General features: G+C 58.8%; 19 protein-coding genes. 15 read left to right on the top strand and 4 right to left on the bottom strand.

The annotated features are described in order from the left end of the window. Window positions 1-57: 57 nt before the first annotated feature. From rpsB to HMPREF3135_RS10505, 5 genes are all read left to right on the top strand, one after another. A complete protein-coding gene (rpsB, locus tag HMPREF3135_RS10525) occupies window positions 58-879 on the top strand; it encodes a 30S ribosomal protein S2 (RefSeq protein WP_038628671.1) in 822 nt (273 codons plus the stop codon). A gap of 55 nt (window positions 880-934) precedes the next feature. Then, a complete protein-coding gene (gene tsf / locus HMPREF3135_RS10520; RefSeq protein ID WP_048735543.1) occupies window positions 935-1762 on the top strand; it encodes a translation elongation factor Ts in 828 nt (275 codons plus the stop codon). A 182-nt stretch (window positions 1763-1944) separates the two neighbouring features. After that, a complete protein-coding gene (gene pyrH, locus HMPREF3135_RS10515; RefSeq protein WP_070429358.1) occupies window positions 1945-2670 on the top strand; it encodes a UMP kinase in 726 nt (241 codons plus the stop codon). Between the two features lie 83 nt (window positions 2671-2753). After that, window positions 2754-3311: a ribosome recycling factor gene (frr, locus tag HMPREF3135_RS10510; RefSeq protein WP_038628675.1), complete on the top strand. Its 558-nt coding sequence runs from the start codon at window positions 2754-2756 to the stop codon at window positions 3309-3311. Window positions 3312-3350: 39 nt separating this feature from the next. Then, a complete protein-coding gene (locus tag HMPREF3135_RS10505; RefSeq protein ID WP_048735546.1) occupies window positions 3351-4256 on the top strand; it encodes a phosphatidate cytidylyltransferase in 906 nt (301 codons plus the stop codon). Between the two features lie 21 nt (window positions 4257-4277). Here HMPREF3135_RS10505 and HMPREF3135_RS10500 read toward each other — a convergent pair whose 3' ends face one another. Beyond that, the gene (locus HMPREF3135_RS10500; protein ID WP_070439607.1) at window positions 4278-4706 is read right to left on the bottom strand and encodes a lipopolysaccharide assembly protein LapA domain-containing protein; all 429 of its coding nucleotides are present in this window, start codon (window positions 4704-4706) and stop codon (window positions 4278-4280) included. A gap of 117 nt (window positions 4707-4823) precedes the next feature. On the opposite strand from HMPREF3135_RS10500, the gene rlmN reads away from it, so the two are divergent. Beyond that, window positions 4824-5921: a dual-specificity RNA methyltransferase RlmN gene (gene rlmN, locus HMPREF3135_RS10495; RefSeq protein WP_049170933.1), complete on the top strand. Its 1098-nt coding sequence runs from the start codon at window positions 4824-4826 to the stop codon at window positions 5919-5921. A gap of 116 nt (window positions 5922-6037) precedes the next feature. Here the strand turns inward: rlmN and HMPREF3135_RS10490 are convergent, their stop codons facing one another. Further along, window positions 6038-6439 (bottom strand): DUF2631 domain-containing protein, encoded by a 402-nt coding sequence (locus tag HMPREF3135_RS10490; RefSeq protein ID WP_038628682.1) that lies wholly within the window; start codon window positions 6437-6439, stop codon window positions 6038-6040. Between the two features lie 215 nt (window positions 6440-6654). Here HMPREF3135_RS10490 and HMPREF3135_RS10485 point away from each other — a divergent pair, with 215 nt between their 5' ends. The 4 genes from HMPREF3135_RS10485 (at window position 6655) to HMPREF3135_RS10470 (ending at window position 12241) form a co-directional block, all read left to right on the top strand. Continuing rightward, window positions 6655-7887: a M50 family metallopeptidase gene (locus HMPREF3135_RS10485; RefSeq protein ID WP_070439605.1), complete on the top strand. Its 1233-nt coding sequence runs from the start codon at window positions 6655-6657 to the stop codon at window positions 7885-7887. A 59-nt stretch (window positions 7888-7946) separates the two neighbouring features. Beyond that, window positions 7947-9794, top strand: coding sequence for a penicillin-binding transpeptidase domain-containing protein (locus HMPREF3135_RS10480; RefSeq protein WP_070439603.1), 1848 nt, complete (start codon window positions 7947-7949; stop codon window positions 9792-9794). A 68-nt stretch (window positions 9795-9862) separates the two neighbouring features. Next, complete coding sequence (gene map, locus HMPREF3135_RS10475; RefSeq protein ID WP_049189666.1) at window positions 9863-10774, top strand: type I methionyl aminopeptidase; 912 nt, start codon at window positions 9863-9865, stop codon at window positions 10772-10774. A gap of 3 nt (window positions 10775-10777) precedes the next feature. Further along, window positions 10778-12241, top strand: a complete 1464-nt coding sequence (locus tag HMPREF3135_RS10470; RefSeq protein WP_069358763.1) for a cobyric acid synthase — start codon at window positions 10778-10780, stop codon at window positions 12239-12241. On the opposite strand, the gene mtr is transcribed toward HMPREF3135_RS10470, so the two are convergent. Further along, window positions 12238-13677, bottom strand: a complete 1440-nt coding sequence (gene mtr / locus HMPREF3135_RS10465; protein WP_070429299.1) for a mycothione reductase — start codon at window positions 13675-13677, stop codon at window positions 12238-12240. The two genes, HMPREF3135_RS10470 and mtr, sit on opposite strands and share 4 nt — an antisense overlap. A gap of 67 nt (window positions 13678-13744) precedes the next feature. After that, complete coding sequence (locus HMPREF3135_RS10460) at window positions 13745-14785, bottom strand: alpha/beta hydrolase (protein WP_070439601.1); 1041 nt, start codon at window positions 14783-14785, stop codon at window positions 13745-13747. Between the two features lie 163 nt (window positions 14786-14948). Here HMPREF3135_RS10460 and mqo point away from each other — a divergent pair, with 163 nt between their 5' ends. The 5 genes from mqo to HMPREF3135_RS10435 form a co-directional block, all read left to right on the top strand. Continuing rightward, window positions 14949-16445, top strand: coding sequence for a malate dehydrogenase (quinone) (gene mqo, locus HMPREF3135_RS10455; RefSeq protein ID WP_016422573.1), 1497 nt, complete (start codon window positions 14949-14951; stop codon window positions 16443-16445). A gap of 93 nt (window positions 16446-16538) precedes the next feature. Beyond that, a complete protein-coding gene (locus HMPREF3135_RS11480) occupies window positions 16539-17696 on the top strand; it encodes a magnesium chelatase ATPase subunit I (RefSeq protein WP_016422574.1) in 1158 nt (385 codons plus the stop codon). Window positions 17697-17802: 106 nt separating this feature from the next. Next, window positions 17803-18480 (top strand): vWA domain-containing protein, encoded by a 678-nt coding sequence (locus HMPREF3135_RS11475; RefSeq protein ID WP_016422575.1) that lies wholly within the window; start codon window positions 17803-17805, stop codon window positions 18478-18480. Further along, window positions 18461-19081 carry a cob(I)yrinic acid a,c-diamide adenosyltransferase gene (gene cobO, locus HMPREF3135_RS10440; RefSeq protein ID WP_042389270.1) on the top strand — a complete coding sequence of 207 codons (621 nt, stop codon included), beginning with the start codon at window positions 18461-18463 and terminating at the stop codon, window positions 19079-19081. The genes HMPREF3135_RS11475 and cobO overlap by 20 nt, the downstream gene beginning before the upstream one ends. After that, a partial coding sequence (locus tag HMPREF3135_RS10435; RefSeq protein WP_070439679.1) for a cobyrinic acid a,c-diamide synthase CobB occupies window positions 19075-20124 on the top strand: 1050 nt, incomplete at its 3' end. The genes cobO and HMPREF3135_RS10435, both read left to right, overlap by 7 nt.

Below are 20124 nucleotides of genomic sequence, written 5' to 3'. Positions count from 1 at the left end.
AGGGAAGCAGCCGCAGCCCTAGTCAGGCTGGACGTGAGGATCTTCCCTGAATATGACATGGCTGTTGTATCCATGCGAGAACTGCTCGATGCAGGTGTCCACTTCGGTCACCAGACCCGTCGTTGGAACCCGAAGATGAAGCGTTTCATCTTCACCGAGCGCAATGGCATCTACATCATCGACCTGCAGCAGACCCTGACCTACATCGACGAGGCTTTCGAGTTCGTCAAGGAGACTGTCGCTCACGGTGGCAACATCCTGTTCGTCGGTACCAAGAAGCAGGCTCAGGAAGCCGTTCAGAACGAGGCAGAGCGCGTTGACATGCCGTACGTCAACCACCGCTGGCTCGGCGGTATGCTGACCAACTTCGCCACCGTTTCCAAGCGCCTGGCTCGCCTGAAGGAGCTTCAGGCAATGGACGCTGCTGAGAACGGCTACGAGGGTCGCGGCAAGAAGGAAATCCTGATGCTGACCCGTGAGCGCACCAAGCTGGAGCGCACCCTGGGCGGTATTCGCGACATGTCCAAGGTTCCGTCCGCACTGTGGATTGTTGACACCAACAAGGAGCACATCGCTGTCTCCGAGGCTAAGAAGCTGGGCATTCCGGTTGTTGCCATCCTGGACACCAACTGCGACCCGGATGACGTTGATTTCCCGATCCCGGGCAACGACGACGCAATCCGCGCTGCTTCCGTGCTGACCCGCATCATCTCCACCGCTGTTGAAGAGGGCCGCAAGGCTCGCGCTGAGCGCGAGGCCAACGCTGCTCGCGAAGCAGCAGGCGACGCTCCGATCGAGTCCGCCGCTGAGAACACCGACCAGGCTGCAGAGATGGACGCCGAGGGCTCCGCTGCAACTGAGACGGCATCCGCTGAGTAAAGCTGAACTTTCTAACCACCACAAGTTCTAACCACCACAAGGAGGAACGCCCAGCATGGCGAATTTCACTGCTGCTGACGTCAAGAAGCTCCGTGAGCTGACCGGCTCCGGCATGAAGGCTTGTAAGGACGCACTCGTCGAGACCGACGGCGATTTCGACAAGGCTGTCGAGATCCTGCGCATTAAGGGCGCAAAGGACGTCGGCAAGCGTGCAGAGCGCACCGCTGCCGAGGGCCTGATTGCTGTTTCTGGTAACACCATGGTCGAGGTCAACTCCGAGACCGACTTCGTTGCCAAGAACCAGGAGTTCATCGACTTCGCCAACAAGGTCGCCGACGCTGCCGCAGCAGTCAAGGCAAACTCCCCGGAAGAGCTCGCAGCAGCTGACCTCGACGGTCAGACCGCAGCTGAGGCTACCCAGGAGCTCTCCGCAAAGATCGGTGAGAAGCTGGAGCTGCGTCGCGCTGCTACTCTCGAGGGCGACAACATCGCTGTCTACCTGCACCGCCGTGCAGCAGACCTGCCGGCAGCTGTCGGTGTTCTGGTTGCTTACACCGGTGAGGGAGAGGGCGCTGCAGAGACTGCTCACGCAGCAGCTATGCAGGTTGCCGCTCTGAAGGCTCAGTACCTGTCCCGCGAGGATGTCCCGGCTGACCGCGTCGAGGCAGAGCGCGCTGTCTACGAGAAGATTACTCGCGAAGAGGGCAAGCCGGAGCAGGCTATCGCCAAGATCGTCGAGGGCCGTCTGAACGGCTTCTACAAGGACGTTGTTCTGCTGGAGCAGCCGTCCGTCGCTGACAGCAAGAAGACCGTTAAGCAGCTCATGGAAGAGGCTGGCGTTACCCTGACCGGTTTCGTCCGCTTCGAGGTTGGTCAGCACTAATTCGCTGTAATTTGTGCTCTAACCTCTAGCTGCTAGCTAGTGTGAATGCCCCATCCGATTGCTTCGGGTGGGGCATTTTGCTGCCATGTTGCAGACAATGCGGAGCGTCAAGTGTGCCTTGCTGTCGTGACCGGGTAGACTCGTCTGCGACTTTTTAAACGGTGTGAGAAAGGTGCATGGTCATGGCAGAATCTGTCGAGCGCAATGGCTTCAAACGTGTGATGCTCAAGCTCGGTGGTGAGATGTTCGGTGGCGGCAAGGTTGGCGTTGACCCGGACGTGGTGCAAAACGTTGCCCGACAGATTGCGGAAGTTTCCCGAAAGGGCGTCGAGGTCTGTGTCGTCATTGGCGGAGGTAACTTCTTCCGTGGCGCACAGCTTCAGCAGCGCGGCATGGACCGCGCACGCTCTGACTACATGGGCATGCTGGGCACGGTCATGAACTGCCTGGCTCTGCAGGACTTCCTCGAGCAGGAGGGCGTGGACTGCCGCGTTCAAACTGCAATCAACATGGCACAGGTCTCGGAGCCGTACCTGCCGTTGCGTGCTAAGCGCCACCTGGAGAAGGGCCGCGTGGTCATCTTTGGTGCAGGTATGGGTATGCCGTACTTCTCCACCGACACCACCGCCGCCCAGCGCGCCCTGGAGATCGGCTGCGAGGTACTGCTGATGGCCAAGGCCGTTGACGGTGTCTACACGGCCGACCCACGTGAGGTGCCGGACGCAGAGCTGTTCGACGACATCACCCACCGTGAGGTTCTGGAACGCGACCTGCGCGTTGCGGATGCCACCGCTTTCTCCCTGTGCATGGACAACAACATGCCGATTCTCGTGTTTAATCTGCTTACCGACGGAAACATTGCGCGCGCGGTAGCCGGTGAGCAAATCGGTACTCTCGTCCACAGCTGATAAATTTGTTCGTAATACGTTCTTTCCACAGAGCGCTCTAGAACTATCTAGAACCCGCGTAGAAACCCGAGGTTAAAAACACAATGATTGATGAAGTCCTGCTTGACTGTGAAGAAAAGTACGGTAGCTCCGTAGAACACTGCCGCGAGGAGCTGACCCACATTCGCACTGGCCGTGCGAACCCGGCAATGTTCAACGGCGTTATTGCGGAGTACTACGGTGTTCCGACTCCGATTACCCAGATGGCTACCATTTCGGTTCCAGAGCCGCGCATGCTGCTGATTAAGCCGTATGAGCTGAGCGTCATGGGCGACATCGAAAACGCGATTCGCAACTCCGACCTGGGTGTGAACCCGACTAATGATGGCCAGGTCCTGCGCGTAACTATCCCGCAGCTGACCGAGGAGCGTCGTCGTGAGATGGTTAAGGTCGCACGTTCGAAGGGCGAAGACGCCAAGATCGCGATTCGCAATGTCCGTCGTAAGGGCATGGAAACTCTGAAGAAGATTCAGAAGGACGGCGATGCTGGCGAGGACGAGGTGCAGGCAGGCGAAAAGGAGCTGGACCAGGTCACCAAGAACTACGTCGAGCAGGTGGACTCCTTGGTTGAACGCAAGGAAGCGGAATTGATGGAGGTTTAGGCCTTCATATTCAACCGGGAGAGGGGATTTGAGGCGCCAATGCCAACGTCGAAGCCAGCGTCCAATAAGGAACGTGTTCTAGACGAACTACGGCTCATTAAGCCACGCAACTCAGCAGGTCGGAACCTGCCGGTTGCAATCACGGTGGGCGTAGCACTTGGTGCAGTCGTCATCATCGGCTTGCTACTGGGGGCGCTCGCCTGGACCGTTCTGGTCGCCGCGGCGGTTGGTCTCGCAACCTGGGAGGTCTGCGAGCGGCTCCGTGAGTCCGATTGGCAGGTCCCTCGCCCGGTATTGATTCTCGGCGGACAGCTGATGGTGTGGTTGTCTGCCTACTGGGGGATTGACGGTTTGGTCATGGGCCTGGCCGCGACTCTGATGCTCTTGCTGGTCGTTCGTCTGTTCTTACACGGGATGGCCGAAGCACCACGGAACTGGCTGCGGGATGTCGCAGTCGGTGTTTTCGTGATGATGTGGATTCCGTTCTTTGCCGCGCTAGCAGTGCAGCTGGTACGCATGGACAATCCCTGGGGAGTTGATCCGCGTCTGGTCATTGTGACCTTCATGATTGGGGTTATTTCAAATGACGTCGGAGGCTATGCCGCTGGTGTAATGTTCGGAAAGCATCCGATGGCCCCAAAGGTAAGCCCTAAAAAATCCTGGGAAGGGTTCGGCGGCTCTCTTGTACTCGCCACCATTACTGGAGCGCTCTGTGCGATCTTTATGTTGCACGCGCCGTGGTGGCAGGGCATCGTGCTGGGCATCGCCCTGGTTATCTCGGCTACGCTTGGTGACCTGATGGAGTCCCAGTTCAAACGAGATCTGGGGATTAAAGATATGTCCTCGATTTTGCCGGGCCACGGCGGTCTGATGGACCGCCTGGATGGCATGCTGCCATCAGCCGCGATGACGTGGCTGATATTGCAGCTATTCAGCCTAGTTTAATTCGGCTGGTTCAATCGGCCTTTAGTTGCCGCCCTTACGAATCTGGCGGCGCAGATCAAACATTCGCCAGCCACCGATGAGTGCGGTGATGAGGGCGCCGAGGATGGCAGCGAACAGCATTCCGACGCCGACTGGGAAGTTCCAGGTCCAGCCGAACAGGTTTAGTGCGGTCTCCTGCTGATTCTGCAGAATGAACACCAGCAGTACGATCAGCAAAACTGCACTGATGACCAGGCCAATCCACATAGAGCCCGCAGTGGTCTTTTTCACCTTACGCTGGCCAGGGGCGGGCGCTGGCTCCGGTGCGGAGTCCTTCTCTGTCGGCGCGTCAACGACTGGCTCTGGAAGGTTGTCCTGCTCAGGTGCAGGAGCCACGGAATCATTTGGGGAGTACGACGGAACGTCGTCGAAAAGCGGACTGTCGTTATTCGGCTGATTAGCGTTAGTCATACCTATCATTCAACACGTTTTGGCAGGTATGTACCACTTATAAAGGTTCACTTAGTTGCGGCTGCCGAGTCACTCATTAGGCCAAAACCGTCATTACATGCGAAAATGGGTGTCATCATGGCATCTTCACTTCCAATCGTTCTTAAAGCTCCACGTCGCGGCATGCCCGCGACCCATTTTGCGGACCTCGATGTTGAGGAACGGAAGGCTGCGGTCAAGGAACTGGGCCTGCCGGCCTTCCGTGCCGATCAGATTGCCCGGCACTATTACGGTCGGCTTGAGGCTGACCCTATGACGATGACTGACCTGCCAGAAGCAGATCGTCAAAAGGTCAAGGACAGTCTCTTCCCACCTCTGTTGACTCCCGTTCGCCACATCACCTGTGATGACGGCGAGACTCGTAAGACTCTGTGGCGTGCAGGTGACGGTACGCTGCTGGAATCCGTGCTGATGAAGTACCCGGGGCGTGCGACCCTCTGTATTTCCTCACAGGCCGGTTGCGGTATGGCATGCCCATTCTGCGCGACGGGGCAAGGCGGTCTGCAGCGTAATCTCTCCACCGCGGAGATTGTCGACCAGGTGCGTGAGGCCGCTGCCACTATGGCAGCTGAGGGCGGTCGTCTGACCAACATCGTATTCATGGGCATGGGCGAGCCGCTCGCGAACTACAATCGTGTTCTCGCCGCCGTCCATCGCATCACGCGGCCCTCGCCGGAGGGATTTGGCATCTCGATGCGCAATGTCACCGTCTCTACGGTTGGTTTCGCGCCGAATATCCGACGGCTTGCCGACGAGTACCTGTCAGTAACTCTCGCGGTGTCTCTGCATACTCCGGATGACGAGCTTCGCGACGAGCTGGTACCGATCAACAATCGCTTTACAGTGGCCGAGGTACTCGATGCAGCTCGCTACTACGCAGACAAGACAGGCCGTCGCGTATCTATTGAGTACGCTTTGATTCGCGATATTAACGACCAGGATTGGCGTGCAGACCTGTTGGGTAAGAAGCTCCACAATGCTCTGGGCTCACGTGTCCACGTCAACCTAATCCCGCTCAACCCAACTCCGGGTTCGATGTGGGACGCCTCCCCGAAGAAGCAGCAGGAGGAGTTCGTCCGCCGCGTACAGGCCCAGGGGGTACCGTGCACGGTCCGCGATACCCGTGGCAACGAGATTGCGGCAGCGTGTGGTCAGCTGGCGGCTGAAGAAGTTTAGTCGCTGAATAGCAAAAATCCGCACCGAATTCGGTGCGGATCTTTTTGTGCGCTGTAGCGCTATAGAGCTGTCGCTATAGAGCTGTTAGGCCAGACTTTCTGCAAAAGTGGCTAACTCTACTGGTTCTGTCCTTCCGGCAGGCGGTTCCAGGAGCGCAGCTGAGAGTCGGTCAGGTTAGCGTAGACACCAGTGCCGTTAACCTGGTCACGTGCCCACTCCGGCTCAATGTGGCCTTCCGGCTTGTTGTGACCGGTAACGGTGCGGACCTGAGAACCCTGCGGGGCGAACAACTGCAGCAGCAGGCCAATAGCAATCAGGGCGGCGATGGCGACCAGCCACCAGTTCTCGACGTTGCCCTTGTGGTTACCAATGGTCATACCCAGCAGGAAAATCACGGAAATCCAGCCGGCCTTCTGCATAGCGCTCTTGCTAATGCCGTGCCAGCCCCACTTCGCCGACGGCTCGTCGAGGGTGCTGACGCCGCGGTAAATCTCTTCCTTTGGCTCGTGGTTGCTCACTTGAAAGTCCTCCTGTAAACACTTTCGGCGAATTGCACTCTATATGCACTTCAGTCTATCTGCGATTTTGCTGAAAGCGACTGAGCGCATTTTCAGACAATCTTGAGTATCGGGTGTAAGGATACCTTAGAACTTGCTGAAATTGGGACTTCGCCCGGCCGGAAACTCTCCGCCGGTGTGCTCGTTTGCCCAAAGTGGGGGTAGGGTGAGCACTCGTGACATTTCTTCTTGGAGTTTTACTCTTCGCAATCGGCATCGCGGTGACAATCGCCCTTCACGAATGGGGCCATCTCACCGCAGCTCGACTGTGTGGAATGCAAGTGCGTCGGTACTTCATTGGTTTCGGCCCAACGCTGTTTTCCTTCAAGCGGCATCACGCTGCGGCAGGAGGGCATGACACCGAGTATGGAGTAAAGGCAGTTCCGTTTGGCGGATTCTGCGACATCGCAGGTATGACCGCTATGGATCCAATCGATCCTGCCGAAGAACCCTACGCCATGTACAAGAAGCCGTGGTGGCAGCGCATTATCGTGATGCTCGGTGGGGTGGCAATGAACCTCATCGTTGGATTCATCATTCTTTACTTCATTGCCGTGACGTGGGGTTTGCCCAACATGGGTAAGGAAATGGCGCCACGCATTCAGGCGGTGCAGTGCGTCTCGCCGGCACAGCGTGCCGACGGCACGCTGGAGCCCTGCACTGGTTCCGGTCCTGCAGAGCGCGCAGGGCTACGTGCCGGAGATGTGATTGAGAAGATCAATGGCACCAAGATCACGTCCTACCCCGAGGCTGTGTCGCTTATTGGCAGCTCTGCAGGTGGCGACATCAAAATGACCATCGACCGCAATGGCACCTCCGAGACGGTCACGGTCACCCCGGAAGTCGTCAAGCGCAAGACTAACGACGGGCAGGACATCGACCAGCCAGCAATTGGTATCGCCTTCCAGCGACCAGAGACCATCCTTCACGAGTACAACGCAGTGACTGCCATCGGCGGTGCGGCCAGCTTCACAGGCAGCCTTTTCGGGGCGGTTTGGAACGGGCTGCTCTCCATTCCGGAGAAGGTTCCCGGCGTGGTCGCCTCTATCTTTGGTGCTCAGCGTGACCCGGCCAGCCCAATGAGTGTCGTCGGCGCGTCGCGTGCCGGTGGTGAATTGGTGGAGATGAACCAGTGGCCGTCATTCTTTCTGTTGCTGGCTAACCTCAATTATTTCCTGGCCGTGTTCAACCTCGTGCCGTTGCCGCCACTCGACGGTGGCCACATCGCCGTTGTTATTTATGAGCGCATCCGCGACCTGATTCGCAAGGCATTCGGTAAGCCTGCGCTTGGGCCTGCCGATTACACCAAACTCATGCCAATTACTATGGCCTTTACCGCAGTTTTGCTGGTCTTCGGCGTTCTGGTTATGGCTGCTGACGTGGTCAATCCAATTGTGCTGAACCGCTGATAGCAGGTTGCGGCGCGCCAGCGTCGTCGTAAAGCAAAGCGGTGCTAACGTCAGCCCACATGGAACAAACTTCGCGCCGCAAGCCCCTGCTTCGCAGTATCTCGGCTGTGGCAATCACGGGTCTGGTGTTGTCATCCGCCGCGTGTACGCCGCGGCCTGACACCGGGCGCGAGGTGCTTGAGGAATTCCTTGGGGCGCTGGCGGGAGGGGATGTCGCTAAGGCGGCGGCGCTGACCGATCATCCGGATTCCGCTGAGGGGGATCTGAATGCGGCCACCGACGGCCTTCAGCCGGAGGGGCTTGACTATGAAATCGAGGGTATCGATACCAGCTCGAATCAGTCCTCGGCCGAAGTCACCATGAATTGGCAGCTGCCGCATCAGCGACGCTGGGGATATGACACCACTTTCACACTGACCAAGACTGAGACTGGGCAACGGGATTGGGCATTGCGCTGGTCGCCAGCATCCCTGCATCCACAGCTGGGGCGTAACCAACACCCAGAATTGCGCACTATCGCAGCTCCACGTCCGTCTGTGGTTGGCTCGGACGGTGCGGCCTTGCTCGAGCCAGGGACTGTGCACCGGGTAATTCTCCATCGTGATGGGGCGGAGAATGTGCAGTCGTCGATTAACCGGGCGGCGACGGTCATCAATAATGAAATGCCGGAAGACGGTCCGAAGCTTGACGCACGCGCTGTGGGGGAGCAGGCGAGCGGCGGAAGGGGTAATTTTTCGCTGATCGTGTTGCCGGCATCCACGCCACAGCGTGTCAAAGATGATCTCGCTGACATTGATGGAATTTCGGTTAACGATGAAGCCGCTATGGTGCGACCCGACCCGGGGTTCGCGCCCGATTTGATGAGCCGCGTGGAAAGACTAGTGGACACCGGTGATCACGGTGCCGATGGCTGGAATATCGTGGCGGCCAACGAGGGCGGAGCCGTCGTCGGCACCCTCTATGAGGTGTCTCCGGATGTAGCGCCGGCGGTGCAGGCATCAATTAGTAAAAAGGTGCAGGACGCAGCGCAAAAGGCCGTCGATACGCGGCAAGATGCTAAGGCAATGCTGGTGGCTGTGCAGCCGTCTACGGGCAAGATTCTGGCGGTAGCACAGACAGCGGAAGCAGATAAGGACGGCGACCTTGCGCTGATGGGACAGTTCCCGCCGGGATCGACGTACAAGATTGTTACTGCCGCCGCAGGTGTGCAGCACGAGGGGCTAAATGCGGGATCGACTGTGCCGTGCCCAGGTTCGATGGAGATCGGGCCGCGTATTGTCACCAACTACAACGGAAGTGGTGTCGGGAATACCTCGCTGAGCGATGCGTTCGCGCGGTCTTGTAACACCACGTTTGGCAACATCTCTCACAAGTTGGAGCCAGGGCAGTTCAAGGAGGAGTCCAAGAACTTCGGCATCGGCATCAACTATCACATCGCGGGCCTCGACACTATTACCGGCAGCGTGTCTGATGGCAGTGATGAAGTCGAGCGTATCGATGCGGGCTATGGGCAGGGCAATGACTTGACCAGCCCGTTTGGCATGGCGCTGGTTTCCGCGACGGTGGCGGCCGGACGCACTCCGACACCGTCACTCGTGCCAAGCGCGGGAACCTGGCAGTCGCAGGTATCAAAGCCACTGCCGCCTGAGGTTTTGAATGAGGTTCGCACACTCATGCGGGCGGTGGTGACCTCTGGTACTGGTTCGGCCATTGCCGGTCGAGGTGAAGTTTATGCAAAGACCGGTGAGGCCGAGTACGCTGGCGGCTCCCACGCTTGGTTTACTGGCTACCGCGATGATTTGGCCTTTGCCACGCTTATCGTTGGCGGTGGTGGTTCGGAGCATGCCGTGGCGATTACCGATGCCTTCTTCGCCAATATGGATGAAGGTTCAGGAGACGAGGGCTAGAGCATTTCTGGCTTCGAAACCGGCACAGGCCGAAAGGCTAATCCGGGGGTAGGGGTAGAGTATGTTCCATGACTCAGCGTTCTCCACTTACTCAGCAAAAGTCCACGCCAATTCGCACTGTTCCGGCACATATTGAACGGCCGGAGTACGCCTGGAAGGACGAGGTTCAGGAAGGCGTCGGCGAGCCGCTGGTACAGACTCCGGAAGATATTGAAAATATGCGAGAGGTCTCTCGCATTGCTGCCAACGCGTTGGTGGAGGCCGGCAAGGCCGTAACTCCGGGCGTGACCACGGATGAGATTGACCGGGTGGTGCACGAGTACCTGTTGGATCACGACACCTACCCGTCCACGCTGGGGTACCGCGGTTTCGAGAAGTCGTGCTGTGTGTCTCTCAATGAGATTGTCTGCCACGGTATTCCGGACACTCAGGTTATTGAAGACGGCGATATCGTCAATGTCGACGTCACCGGATACAAGAACGGCGTCCACGGTGACACCAACGCGACTTTCCTCGCGGGCAATGTCTCGGAGGAGCACCTCCAGCTAGTGGAGCGCACTTACAACGCCACCATGCGCGGCATTAAGGTCATCAAGCCGGGCCGTGAGATTAATGTCATCGGCCGCGTAATCGAGTCTTACGCTAAGCGTTTTGGATACAACACCGTTCGGGACTTCACCGGTCACGGTGTCGGTACCACGTTCCACAATGGTTTAATCGTTCTCCACTACGATGAGCCGAGCCAGGACACCATTTTCGAGCCGGGCATGACCTTGACTGTTGAGCCGATGATTAACCTTGGTGAGCTGCCGTACCACATCTGGGATAATGGCTGGACTGTGCAGAATGATGACTTCAAGTTCACCGCCCAGTTCGAGCACACGGTGCTGGTGACCTCCGACGGCTATGAAATCCTCACTCTGCCGGATGAGCAGAACGTGCCAGGTCAGTTCCAAACTGGTTGGAAGCCCGAGGCCTAACCCGTGCAGGCCCCTGCAGCTCTGATTGCCGGCTGCACCTCAGATGCCGGTAAGTCGGTTCTGGTCGCCGGCATGTGTCGGCTGCTCGCGCGCCGCGGCGTGAAGGTCGCACCCTTCAAAGCACAGAACATGTCCAACAACTGCGCTGTCACGCTTGACGGCGGCGAGATTGGGCGCGCGCAGGCTCTGCAGGCGCTCGCCTGTGGGCTGGAGCCGGATGTCTCCTTTAACCCGGTGCTTCTCAAGCCGGGCTCGGACCACACTAGTCAGGTGGTGGTGAAGGGCAAAGCCGATGGGCATGTGAGCGCTCTGACGTACCGGTCGCGTCGAAAAGCGTTGCGCGGGGTAGTCGCGGAGACATTGGAAGAGCTGCGGGGGCAGTTCGATGTCGTCCTGTGCGAAGGCGCTGGTAGTCCTGCCGAGGTCAATCTGCGAGAGTCAGACATCGCCAACATGGGCTTGGCAGAGCTCGCTGATTTGCCGGTTGTGGTCGCCGGCGACATCGACCGCGGTGGGGTGCTTGCACATTTCGTCGGCACGCATGCAATTTTGAGCCCCGAAGACCGCGCGCGGATTACCGGTTTTATCGTCAACAAGTTCCGGGGCGATGTTTCGCTGTTGACACCGGGATTGGACGTGGTGCGCGAGCACACCGGCGTGCCCGTACTCGGCGTAGTGTCTTTTATTCCGGGGCTGTGGATCGATGCGGAGGATTCGCTCGGCACAGTCGCTGGTGCGTCGGTAGGGCCGGCGAACGCACCGCTGGGTACGGAAACGTTGTCCGTGGCCGCCATTCGCTTGCCGCGCGTGTCCAACGCCACCGATATCGAAGCGCTTGCCTGTGAACCAGGGGTACACGTGCAGTGGACGGTCGATCCGTCGGTCGTTGCTCGCGCCGACCTGGTCGTGTTGCCCGGGACGAAGTCGACGGTCGCCGATCTCAAGTGGTTGCGCGAGCGTGGGCTTGACGACGTACTGGAGAACCGAGCCGCCCGAGGGCTGCCGCTGATTGGCATCTGCGGTGGGTTCCAAATGCTCTGCACCACCATCACTGACTCGGTGGAGTCGGTAGCCGGGACAGTGAACGGGCTTGGCGTGTTCGATACCGACATTGAATTCGCGGGGACGAAGACGCTGGTGAGCCACCCGGATGGCTCTTACGAAGTCCACAATGGACAGGTTGTGCGAAGCAGCGAGGCGCCTTTTATCACTGAGCCTGAAGAAGGGGCGCGGCGTGGCATGGTGATGGGCACGCACCGCCACGGCTACCTGGAAAATGATCAGGCGCGCCGTGAGTTGCTGATGGAAGTTGCAGTTGCCGTCGGTCGGGACGGCTTTGAGGTCAGTCCTAATACTTCGTTTGCCGGAGAACGGCTGCTGCAGGTCGACCTGTTGGCCAATGCAGTCGAGAAGTACCTGGCTGGGCCCGCATTGGCCCAGGCCACAGGTATTGAACAGCTGGGCTAGTTATCGAACTCCAGGCCCAGGATTGCGTTTTCAATCAGCTCTGGCAGTGCTGGGTGGATCCAGTGCTGGCCCTTGACAACTTCGCGCACATCCATTTCGAAGCTCATCATCTGGATGCACTGCTGCACTAGGGTGGCAGCCTGCTCGCCGATGAAATGCGCACCCAGCAGGCGGCCGGTGGAGCGGTCCGCAATCAGTTTAGCGAAGCCGTCGCGATCCTCCAGCGCCCAGCCGTAGGCGACATCGCCGTAGTTCTGTACCTTCACGGTAATCTCCGTGCCATTTTCCGCAGCCCAGGCGCGAGCTTCATCCTCGGTCATACCGACCTGACCAATCTGCGGATGTGAGAAGACTGCCGACGGAATGTAGCGGTGGTCAAATTCGCGCAGGTCCGACGGGTTCAGCACGTTGTGGAAGACAACCTTGGCCTCATGGTTGGCAATATGCTTCAGCTGGTACGGGCTAGAGACATCGCCCAGCGCCCACACACCTTCGGCAGAGGTGCGGCCGTTCTGGTCAACCTTGATGCGACCATCGTCGTGCATCTCCACACCACCGGCTGCAAGGTCCATACGGTCACCGTTGGGAATGCGTCCGGTTGCCACGAGCAGGGCATCGGCTGCGATCTCCGTGCCGTCGTCAAGCGTGGCCGTGACGATCTCGCCCTCCTGGGAGAGTTCAGTGATGGAGGTGTTCATGCGGATGTCAATGTCGCGGGCGGCAACCTCGTGGAAGCGCTCGGAGATAGCGGCGTCTGAGCCACGCAGCATGACATCGGAGCGCACCAGCATGTGCACCTTCGTACCGAAGGAGGCGAAGACGTGCGCGAACTCGCTAGCGATGTAGCCGCCGCCGACGACGATCATTTCGCGCGGGAGCTTGTCGACGCGCATGATGTTCTCGTTGGTGTAGTAATCGACCCCGGAGTCTGCGATGAGGCCCGGAACGTGAGGGCGGGAGCCTGCAGCGATGATGATGTTGTCGGCTGTGATGTCGACGGTTTCCTCGCCGATGCCAGTGCGAATAGTGCGGCGGCCGACGAACGTTGCGTGCCGGTCGTAGACATCGATATTGGGAGTCTCGTCCCCGCGGCGGTATGCCTCGCCGCCGTCGGCAATCTGGTCGACGCGCTGGGCAAAAACGCGATCCTGGATTTGCTTGAGATCAACGGAGTCGAAGGTGCCGTGCACACCCAGGCGGCTGGCCTCGCGGATGTTGCGGGCGGCATCAGCGGCCAGAACGAACATCTTGGTGGGAATACACCCAACGTTGAGGCAAGTACCGCCGAAGCGTCCTTCCTCCACCAGAGCGATACGGACATTGTCGTAGGCTGGGGCTGGAATGGAATTGCCGGACCCGGTTCCGATAATGATGACGTCGTAGTGGCGTGGGGTAGTCTCAGGCGAATTCTCAGTGGTCACAAGCACTCCTAGCATTCTGGTCAAACTAGTTTGGTTCAACCGTACTGAATGCTGATTTATTCCGAGTTCCTATTCTGTGCTCCTATTTTGAGCTGTCTCCTGGATTGACTGTGGCAAGGAACTGAAAGGTCTCATTAAAAGCGCGGTCAAGTGCTTCGGGTGCGGAAAGGTAGACGTCATGGAGAGCACCCGGAATCGCGACGTTGCGAGCCTGCGGTCCCAAGTGGGCAGTGGCATCGGCAATTTGCTCAGTGTTGAGGACAGAGTCAACGCGGCTGTGCTCCGGTGTGTAGTCGGAGCCGAGAAGGTAGTTGTCCGAGTGGAGGACGAGCGTCGGCACGCCGGTATCGATACCGCGGCTGACACGTTGCTGGCCGACGATGATGGCATTGAGCCAACGCCAGTTCTTGTCATGGCCAGCCAGCGGCTTGAAAGTGCGGTTGTACTCCCAGCGTCCCTGGTGGTCGGCGCTAATGGATTTGCCATAGCCGCCCGCAGACTGCACCGGAATGAGACTGTTAGGGCGAATCCGCGACATAACGCGAGTCACCAGCGAGTACACGGGAGCCTTTGCCCGGGAAACGTGCAGAGTCAGCCACGGTGAGTTCAAGACGGCAGCTGTGACGAAAATATTGGGTGCTTGCGGGCAATGGCCGCCTGTGCTTCGTAACCAATCGAGCCAGAGCACGGCAATGAGACCACCAGTGGAGTGCGCATTAACAGTGACAGTTGTATGACCGGCGTGGTCTAACACTGCGAGTGCCCTGTTGAGATCCTCGAAGTAATTCGTTAGATCGCTGCAGCCATGCCAAGTCTGCCCCGGTTGGTGTGCGCGCCCGCACTTACGCAGGTCAATAGCGTAAAAGGCGTAGCCTTCGGCGTGGTACCGCTCCGCCACGTGCTTCTGGAAGAAATAGTCCGACATCCCGTGAATCCATAGAACCGCCGGACGTTTTTGGAAGTCGCTTGCCGACGAGTCGGGGCAGTAGCGGACCAATACCGCGTGTACGGATCCCTCACCGTCGGGATCCTGGCCGAGTTCGATGACATGTTGGCTGTAGTCTTCGCCTAGGTTATCGGGGTTAAAGGTGGGGGTAACGAAATCGGGAATATCGGTAGTCACAGGGTCAAGCCTAGCGCCGATTACCGGGGGTAGTGGGAATGTGTGCCACAATAGATTATGGACTGAGACGGTAGCTCTCTTTTGCGTCTTTAGTTGTGTGCGCGCATGTGAGCGAGCGCTAGTTTGAATCACTAATCAAGTTAGTAAGGATGTTGACAGCAAAATGGCTGATAACAAGCTTCCTGCTTCCAGTGGCGACGAGGTAGACGTCGTCCTCATCGGTGCAGGTGTAATGAGTGCGACGCTGGGTGTGCTGCTCAAGGAGCTCGAGCCATCCTGGTCACAGGTTCTGTTCGAGCGTCTCGATCAGCCCGCCAAGGAGTCTTCCTCCCCGTGGAACAACGCTGGCACCGGCCACTCTGCTCTGTGTGAGCTGAACTACACGCCGGAGAAGAACGGCAAGGTCGATGTCACCAAGGCTAAGCTCATTAATGAGCAGTTCCAGGTTTCCCGCCAGCTGTGGACCTCGCTGATTGAAAACGGCACCCTGACTGACCCGAAGGAATTCATCAACCCAGTTGATCACACCACCTTCGCTCAGGGTCCGGAGCAGATGGCGTTCATGCGTCGTCGCTATGAGGCACTTGAGAAGGAGCCACTGTTCCACGGTCAGGAGCTCATTGAGGATCCGGACCGTTTCGCTGAGTACCTTCCGCTGATGTCCGAGGGTCGTGACTTCTCCAAGCCGGTCTCCGCTATTCGTAACCCGAATGGTACGGACGTTAACTTCGGTGCACTGACCAAGCAGTACCTGGCCGCACTGTCCGATATGGGTACTGAGATTCGCTACGGACACGAGGTCACCGGTCTGAAGCGCGACGGTTCCAAGTGGATCGTCACCGTGAAGAACCTGCACACCAAGGACGTTCGCACCCTGGTTGCCAACTTCGTATTCGTCGGTGCCGGCGGTGACGCACTGCCGCTGCTGCAGAAGGCTCGTATTAACGAGATTCGCGGTTTCGGTGGCTTCCCGGTCTCCGGTCAGTGGCTGCGCTGCACCAACGAGGAAGTCATTGCTAAGCATGACGCCAAGGTCTACGGTAAGGCTTCCGTCGGCACGCCGCCGATGTCCGTTCCGCACCTGGACACCCGTGTTATCGACGGCAAGCGCGGCCTGCTCTTTGGCCCGTACGCCGGTTGGAACATGAAGTTCCTCAAGAACGGTAACAACCTGGACCTGATTAAGTCCCTGCGTCCGGCCAACCTGCCGTCCATGATGGGTGTTGGTGTCCAGGAGATGGGGCTGACCAAGTACCTGATTACTGAGGTTCTGAAGGACTTCGACGCACGTATTGAGTCCCTGCGTGAGTACGTCCCGAACGCTCGCCCAGAGGACTGGGAGCTGATCGTCGCTGGTCAGCGCGTCCAGGTCATTAAGCCGATGAAGGCTCCGGTCTTCGGTACCCTCGAGTTCGGTACCGCGGTCATCAACTCGTGGGACGGCACCATTGCCGGCCTGATGGGTGCATCCCCGGGCGCTTCCATCGCTCCGGCCGTGATGATCAGCCTGATTGAGCGCTGCTTCGGTCGCCACATGGGCAAGTGGGCTCCGAAGCTGAAGGAGCTCGTCCCGTCCTACGGTACGCACCTGGCTGATGACCCGGCTCTGTTCAAGGAGGTCTGGGAGGCTTCCCAGAAGGCCCTGAAGTTGGAGCGCTAGTAACTCGCTGAAGAGCTTCAAAGAGTTCAATTAAGCCAACATTGTTCTACCCCGCTGTGAGCCATCCGTTCGCAGTGGGGTAGAACTGTGCTTATGGAAAAAATCACGTCAGCGACCACTGCACAAACAGAGCCCACTTTTCCTTTTACTGCGATCGTCGGGCAGCAGCGACTACAGCTTGCGTTGATTCTGACCGCGCTATCCCCGGAGATTGGTGGTGTCGTCATCCGCGGTGAGAAGGGCACAGCGAAGACCACTACGGTCCGCGCGTTGGCGCCATTTCTCAGCGGATCGTTGGTAAACCTGCCACTCGGCGCTACGGAAGATCGAGTCGTAGGCTCCATCGATGTGGAGACCGTCCTGACTACCGGACACGCACAGTTCAACCCGGGACTACTCAGCGCGGCTGACGGTGGCATTCTCTATGTCGACGAGATCAACCTGCTGCCGGATCATCTCGTTGACTCCGTTCTCGATGCCGCAGCCACCGGTCGCGTGGTTGTTGAACGCGATGGCATCTCGCACTCCGCAACCTCCAGGTTCGTGTTGGTCGGCACGATGAACCCGGAAGAGGGCGAATTGCGTCCCCAGCTTCTCGACCGCTTTGGTCTCGCCATCGACGTCACCGCATCCAAGGATCCGGCTGTCCGCGCGGAAATCGTCGCCCGCCGCCTCGACTTTGACGCCGACCCGGAGAGCTTTGTCACGCGGTTCGCCGCCGACGACGAGGCACTGCACGCCCGCATCGATCGCGCGCGCGCACTGCTTGACGACGTCGAATTGACCCCCAACATTCTTGGTCAAATTGCCACAGTGTGCGCTGCTTTTGATGTGGACGGGATGCGTGCCGACATCGTCATTGCACGTACCGCCCGCGCTCACGCTGCCTGGCGAGTAGCCGGGGACGAGTCGGCGCAGCCGGCACCCGGCAATCCAATTGAGATCACTGCTGAAGACATTAAGGTAGCTGCGGAAATGGCACTGCCGCACCGTCGTCGCCGTGACCCCTTTGATGAACCAGGACTGGACCAGGAACAGCTCGACGATGCTCTGCAGGATGCAGAGGAGCAGTTCCGAGATGACCAGAATCAGCCAGAGTCGGATTCGGAGACCTCAGACCAGCCCGAAGTCAAACCTGAGAAGCCCTCCCAGTTCGACTCCAACTCCGAGCCTCAGGAGCCGCAACAGTCGAATTCCGCGGGATCGAAGGGAGGTCGCGCCGCTGAAGGCGCCCCCTTTCGCCGTTCGTAAAATCAGCGTTGACGGTGTCGGCCAAGGGGATTCCGGCCGGCGTTCCAAGGCCATTGGCCCGCGGGGCAGCACCATTGGTGCCGAGCGGGGAGGCCATGGTCTCCACGTGCCGGCGACAGTGTTGGCGGCGGCCAATCGTGGCGCCCGGATGGGCGACTCGATGATCCCTCTGGAACCAGAGGACGTTCACGGCGCTATCCGACAGGGAACTGAGTCCAATCTGGTCGTCTTTGTCGTGGACACCTCGGGTTCCATGGCAGCACGCGACCGTCTGGCAGCCGTCACCGGCGCGGTCACATCGCTGCTGCGTGATGCCTACCAAAGCCGCGATAAAGTCGCTGTCATTACTTTCCGCGGAAATAACGCCGAATTAGTTTTACCGCCGACGAAGTCTATCGACACCGCAGTACGTCGCCTCGCAGATGTCCGCACTGGTGGCCGAACTCCATTGGCCGAAGGATTGCTGAAGGCACACGAAGTGGTAGTTCGGGAAGCCCATAGGGAGCCCACACGGCGCGCAATCATGGTCTTGCTCTCCGACGGCCGAGCAACGGGTAAAAATGGCCTGCAGCAGGCGAGGGCTGTGGCCGCAAAGATCCGTCGTCAAGCGTTGGCGGCGACGGTGGTTATCGACTGTGAGCGCTCTCGCGTGCGGCTGGGGCTGGCACAGGAACTCAGCGTGGAATTGGGTGCGACCTGCATAAATCTCTCCGAACTCAATGCCGAAGCCGTGGCGGGCGTGGTCCATGCCTATCATCGAGACCATGGCACAAGGAAAGCTTGACCCCAAATCAATTCCCAACGATGGACTGACCACCAGGCAGCGTCGCATGATTCCGATTACTGCGGTGCATACGGGCCCAGGTAAGGGCAAGTCCACCGCGGCATTCGGTATGGCGATGCGCGCGTGGAATCAGGGGATGAATATCGGTGTCTTCCAGTTTGTAAAGTCGGCAAAGTGGAAGGTTGGCGAGGAAGCTGTCATGCGCCGGTTGGGCGAGCTTCACGACGACACGGGGGAAGGCGGCCCGGTCGAATGGCACAAGATGGGAGAAGGTTGGTCTTGGTCGCGTAAGCAGGGCACTGAGGAGGACCATGCGGCAGCTGCTGCCGAGGGATGGCAGGAGATTAAACGCCGCCTGGAAAATGAGGTGCACGACTTCTACGTGCTCGACGAGTTCACCTACCCAATCAAGTGGGGTTGGATTGATGTCGACGATGTGGTGGAGACATTGAGGAACCGTCCCGGCCGCCAGCATGTGGTGATGACTGGCCGCGATGCGGATCCGAAGCTCGTGGAGGTCGCGGATCTGGTGACGGAGATGACCAAGATTAAGCACCCGATGGATGTCGGACGTAAGGGACAAAAGGGCATCGAGTGGTAGCGCCTGGAATTGTCATCGCGGCGACAGCATCAGGCACGGGAAAGACGACAATCTCCACGGGCCTGATGCGTGCACTGTCGCGCCGTCACGCGGTGGCACCTTTCAAAGTCGGACCCGACTATATTGATCCTGGCTATCACGGGGTAGCCGCTGGTCGTCCCGGCCGCAATCTGGATTCCTTTATGTGCGCGCCTGAGATGATTGGGCCGCTCTACGCACATGGAGCTGCCGACAGCGATATTGCGGTGGTCGAAGGGGTTATGGGGCTTTTCGACGGCCGCATTGGTGACGACCCGCTATCGGTGGAGGGCTCGACGGCTGAGATTGCCTCACTGTTGGGACTTCCGGTGGTGTTGGTGATTGATGCCCGGCATATGTCGCAGTCGGCGGCGGCTGTTGTCCACGGTTTCTCCACGCTTCGCACTGACGTCCGTGTCAGTGGCGTGATTATTAATCAGGTGGGCAGCCCGCGGCATGCGGACATCATTACCCGTTCTGTGGAGACCATGGGGGTCGAGGTGCTCGGCGCTATTCCGCGAGTGACTGATATTGAGGTGCCCAGCAGGCATTTGGGGCTGGTCACTGCAGTCGAGCAGGGTGAGCAGCTAGAAGCGGTCATTGAATCGATGGCCAACTTGGTGGAGACCTACATCGACATAGACCGGATTATCCAGCTTGCCCGGCAGCCCTATCCAGCTGAACCATGGAACCCCGCACAGTTCGTTGTACCGCTGGCTACTCAGCGCCGCGTGCGTGTAGCGGTCGCGGCGGGTCCTGCGTTCTCGTTTACCTATGCAGAGCACCGTGAGCTATTGCAGGCCGCTGGAGCCGAGGTCGTGGATTTCGACCCATTGGTTGACGAACTGCCGGAAGCCGAAGGCTACATCGTGCCCGGTGGATTCCCAGAAGAGCATGCCGACGCGCTATCTATTCGTGATGACATTCGCCGCGATCTACGTCAGGCTGCCGACGATGGTGCGCTGATCCACGGCGAATGCGCGGGGCTGCTCTGGCTGCTTGAAGATCTCGGTGGGCGCCGTATG

It is taken from the genome of Corynebacterium sp. HMSC14H10 (genome assembly GCF_001807105.1).
GTDB classification, from domain to species: domain Bacteria; phylum Actinomycetota; class Actinomycetes; order Mycobacteriales; family Mycobacteriaceae; genus Corynebacterium; species Corynebacterium jeikeium_D.
Note: the sequence above shows the minus strand (reverse complement) of the source record. Positions and strands in the feature narration are given on the sequence as shown.

What these genes read in the sequence shown, in the direction of transcription:
- rlmN (WP_049170933.1), top strand. Translation starts at nt 4,824, where the DNA reads ATGGCATCTTCACTTCCAATCGTTCTTAAAGCTCCACGTCGCGGCATG.
- mqo (WP_016422573.1), top strand. Translation starts at nt 14,949, where the DNA reads ATGGCTGATAACAAGCTTCCTGCTTCCAGTGGCGACGAGGTAGACGTC.
- HMPREF3135_RS11480 (WP_016422574.1), top strand. Translation starts at nt 16,539, where the DNA reads ATGGAAAAAATCACGTCAGCGACCACTGCACAAACAGAGCCCACTTTT.
- frr (WP_038628675.1), top strand. Translation starts at nt 2,754, where the DNA reads ATGATTGATGAAGTCCTGCTTGACTGTGAAGAAAAGTACGGTAGCTCC.
- HMPREF3135_RS10480 (WP_070439603.1), top strand. Translation starts at nt 7,947, where the DNA reads ATGGAACAAACTTCGCGCCGCAAGCCCCTGCTTCGCAGTATCTCGGCT.
- pyrH (WP_070429358.1), top strand. Translation starts at nt 1,945, where the DNA reads ATGGCAGAATCTGTCGAGCGCAATGGCTTCAAACGTGTGATGCTCAAG.
- rpsB (WP_038628671.1), top strand. Translation starts at nt 58, where the DNA reads ATGGCTGTTGTATCCATGCGAGAACTGCTCGATGCAGGTGTCCACTTC.
- tsf (WP_048735543.1), top strand. Translation starts at nt 935, where the DNA reads ATGGCGAATTTCACTGCTGCTGACGTCAAGAAGCTCCGTGAGCTGACC.
- HMPREF3135_RS10500 (WP_070439607.1), bottom strand. Translation starts at nt 4,706, where the DNA reads ATGACTAACGCTAATCAGCCGAATAACGACAGTCCGCTTTTCGACGAC.
- map (WP_049189666.1), top strand. Translation starts at nt 9,863, where the DNA reads ATGACTCAGCGTTCTCCACTTACTCAGCAAAAGTCCACGCCAATTCGC.
- HMPREF3135_RS10505 (WP_048735546.1), top strand. Translation starts at nt 3,351, where the DNA reads ATGCCAACGTCGAAGCCAGCGTCCAATAAGGAACGTGTTCTAGACGAA.
- mtr (WP_070429299.1), bottom strand. Translation starts at nt 13,677, where the DNA reads ATGCTAGGAGTGCTTGTGACCACTGAGAATTCGCCTGAGACTACCCCA.
- cobO (WP_042389270.1), top strand. Translation starts at nt 18,461, where the DNA reads ATGGCACAAGGAAAGCTTGACCCCAAATCAATTCCCAACGATGGACTG.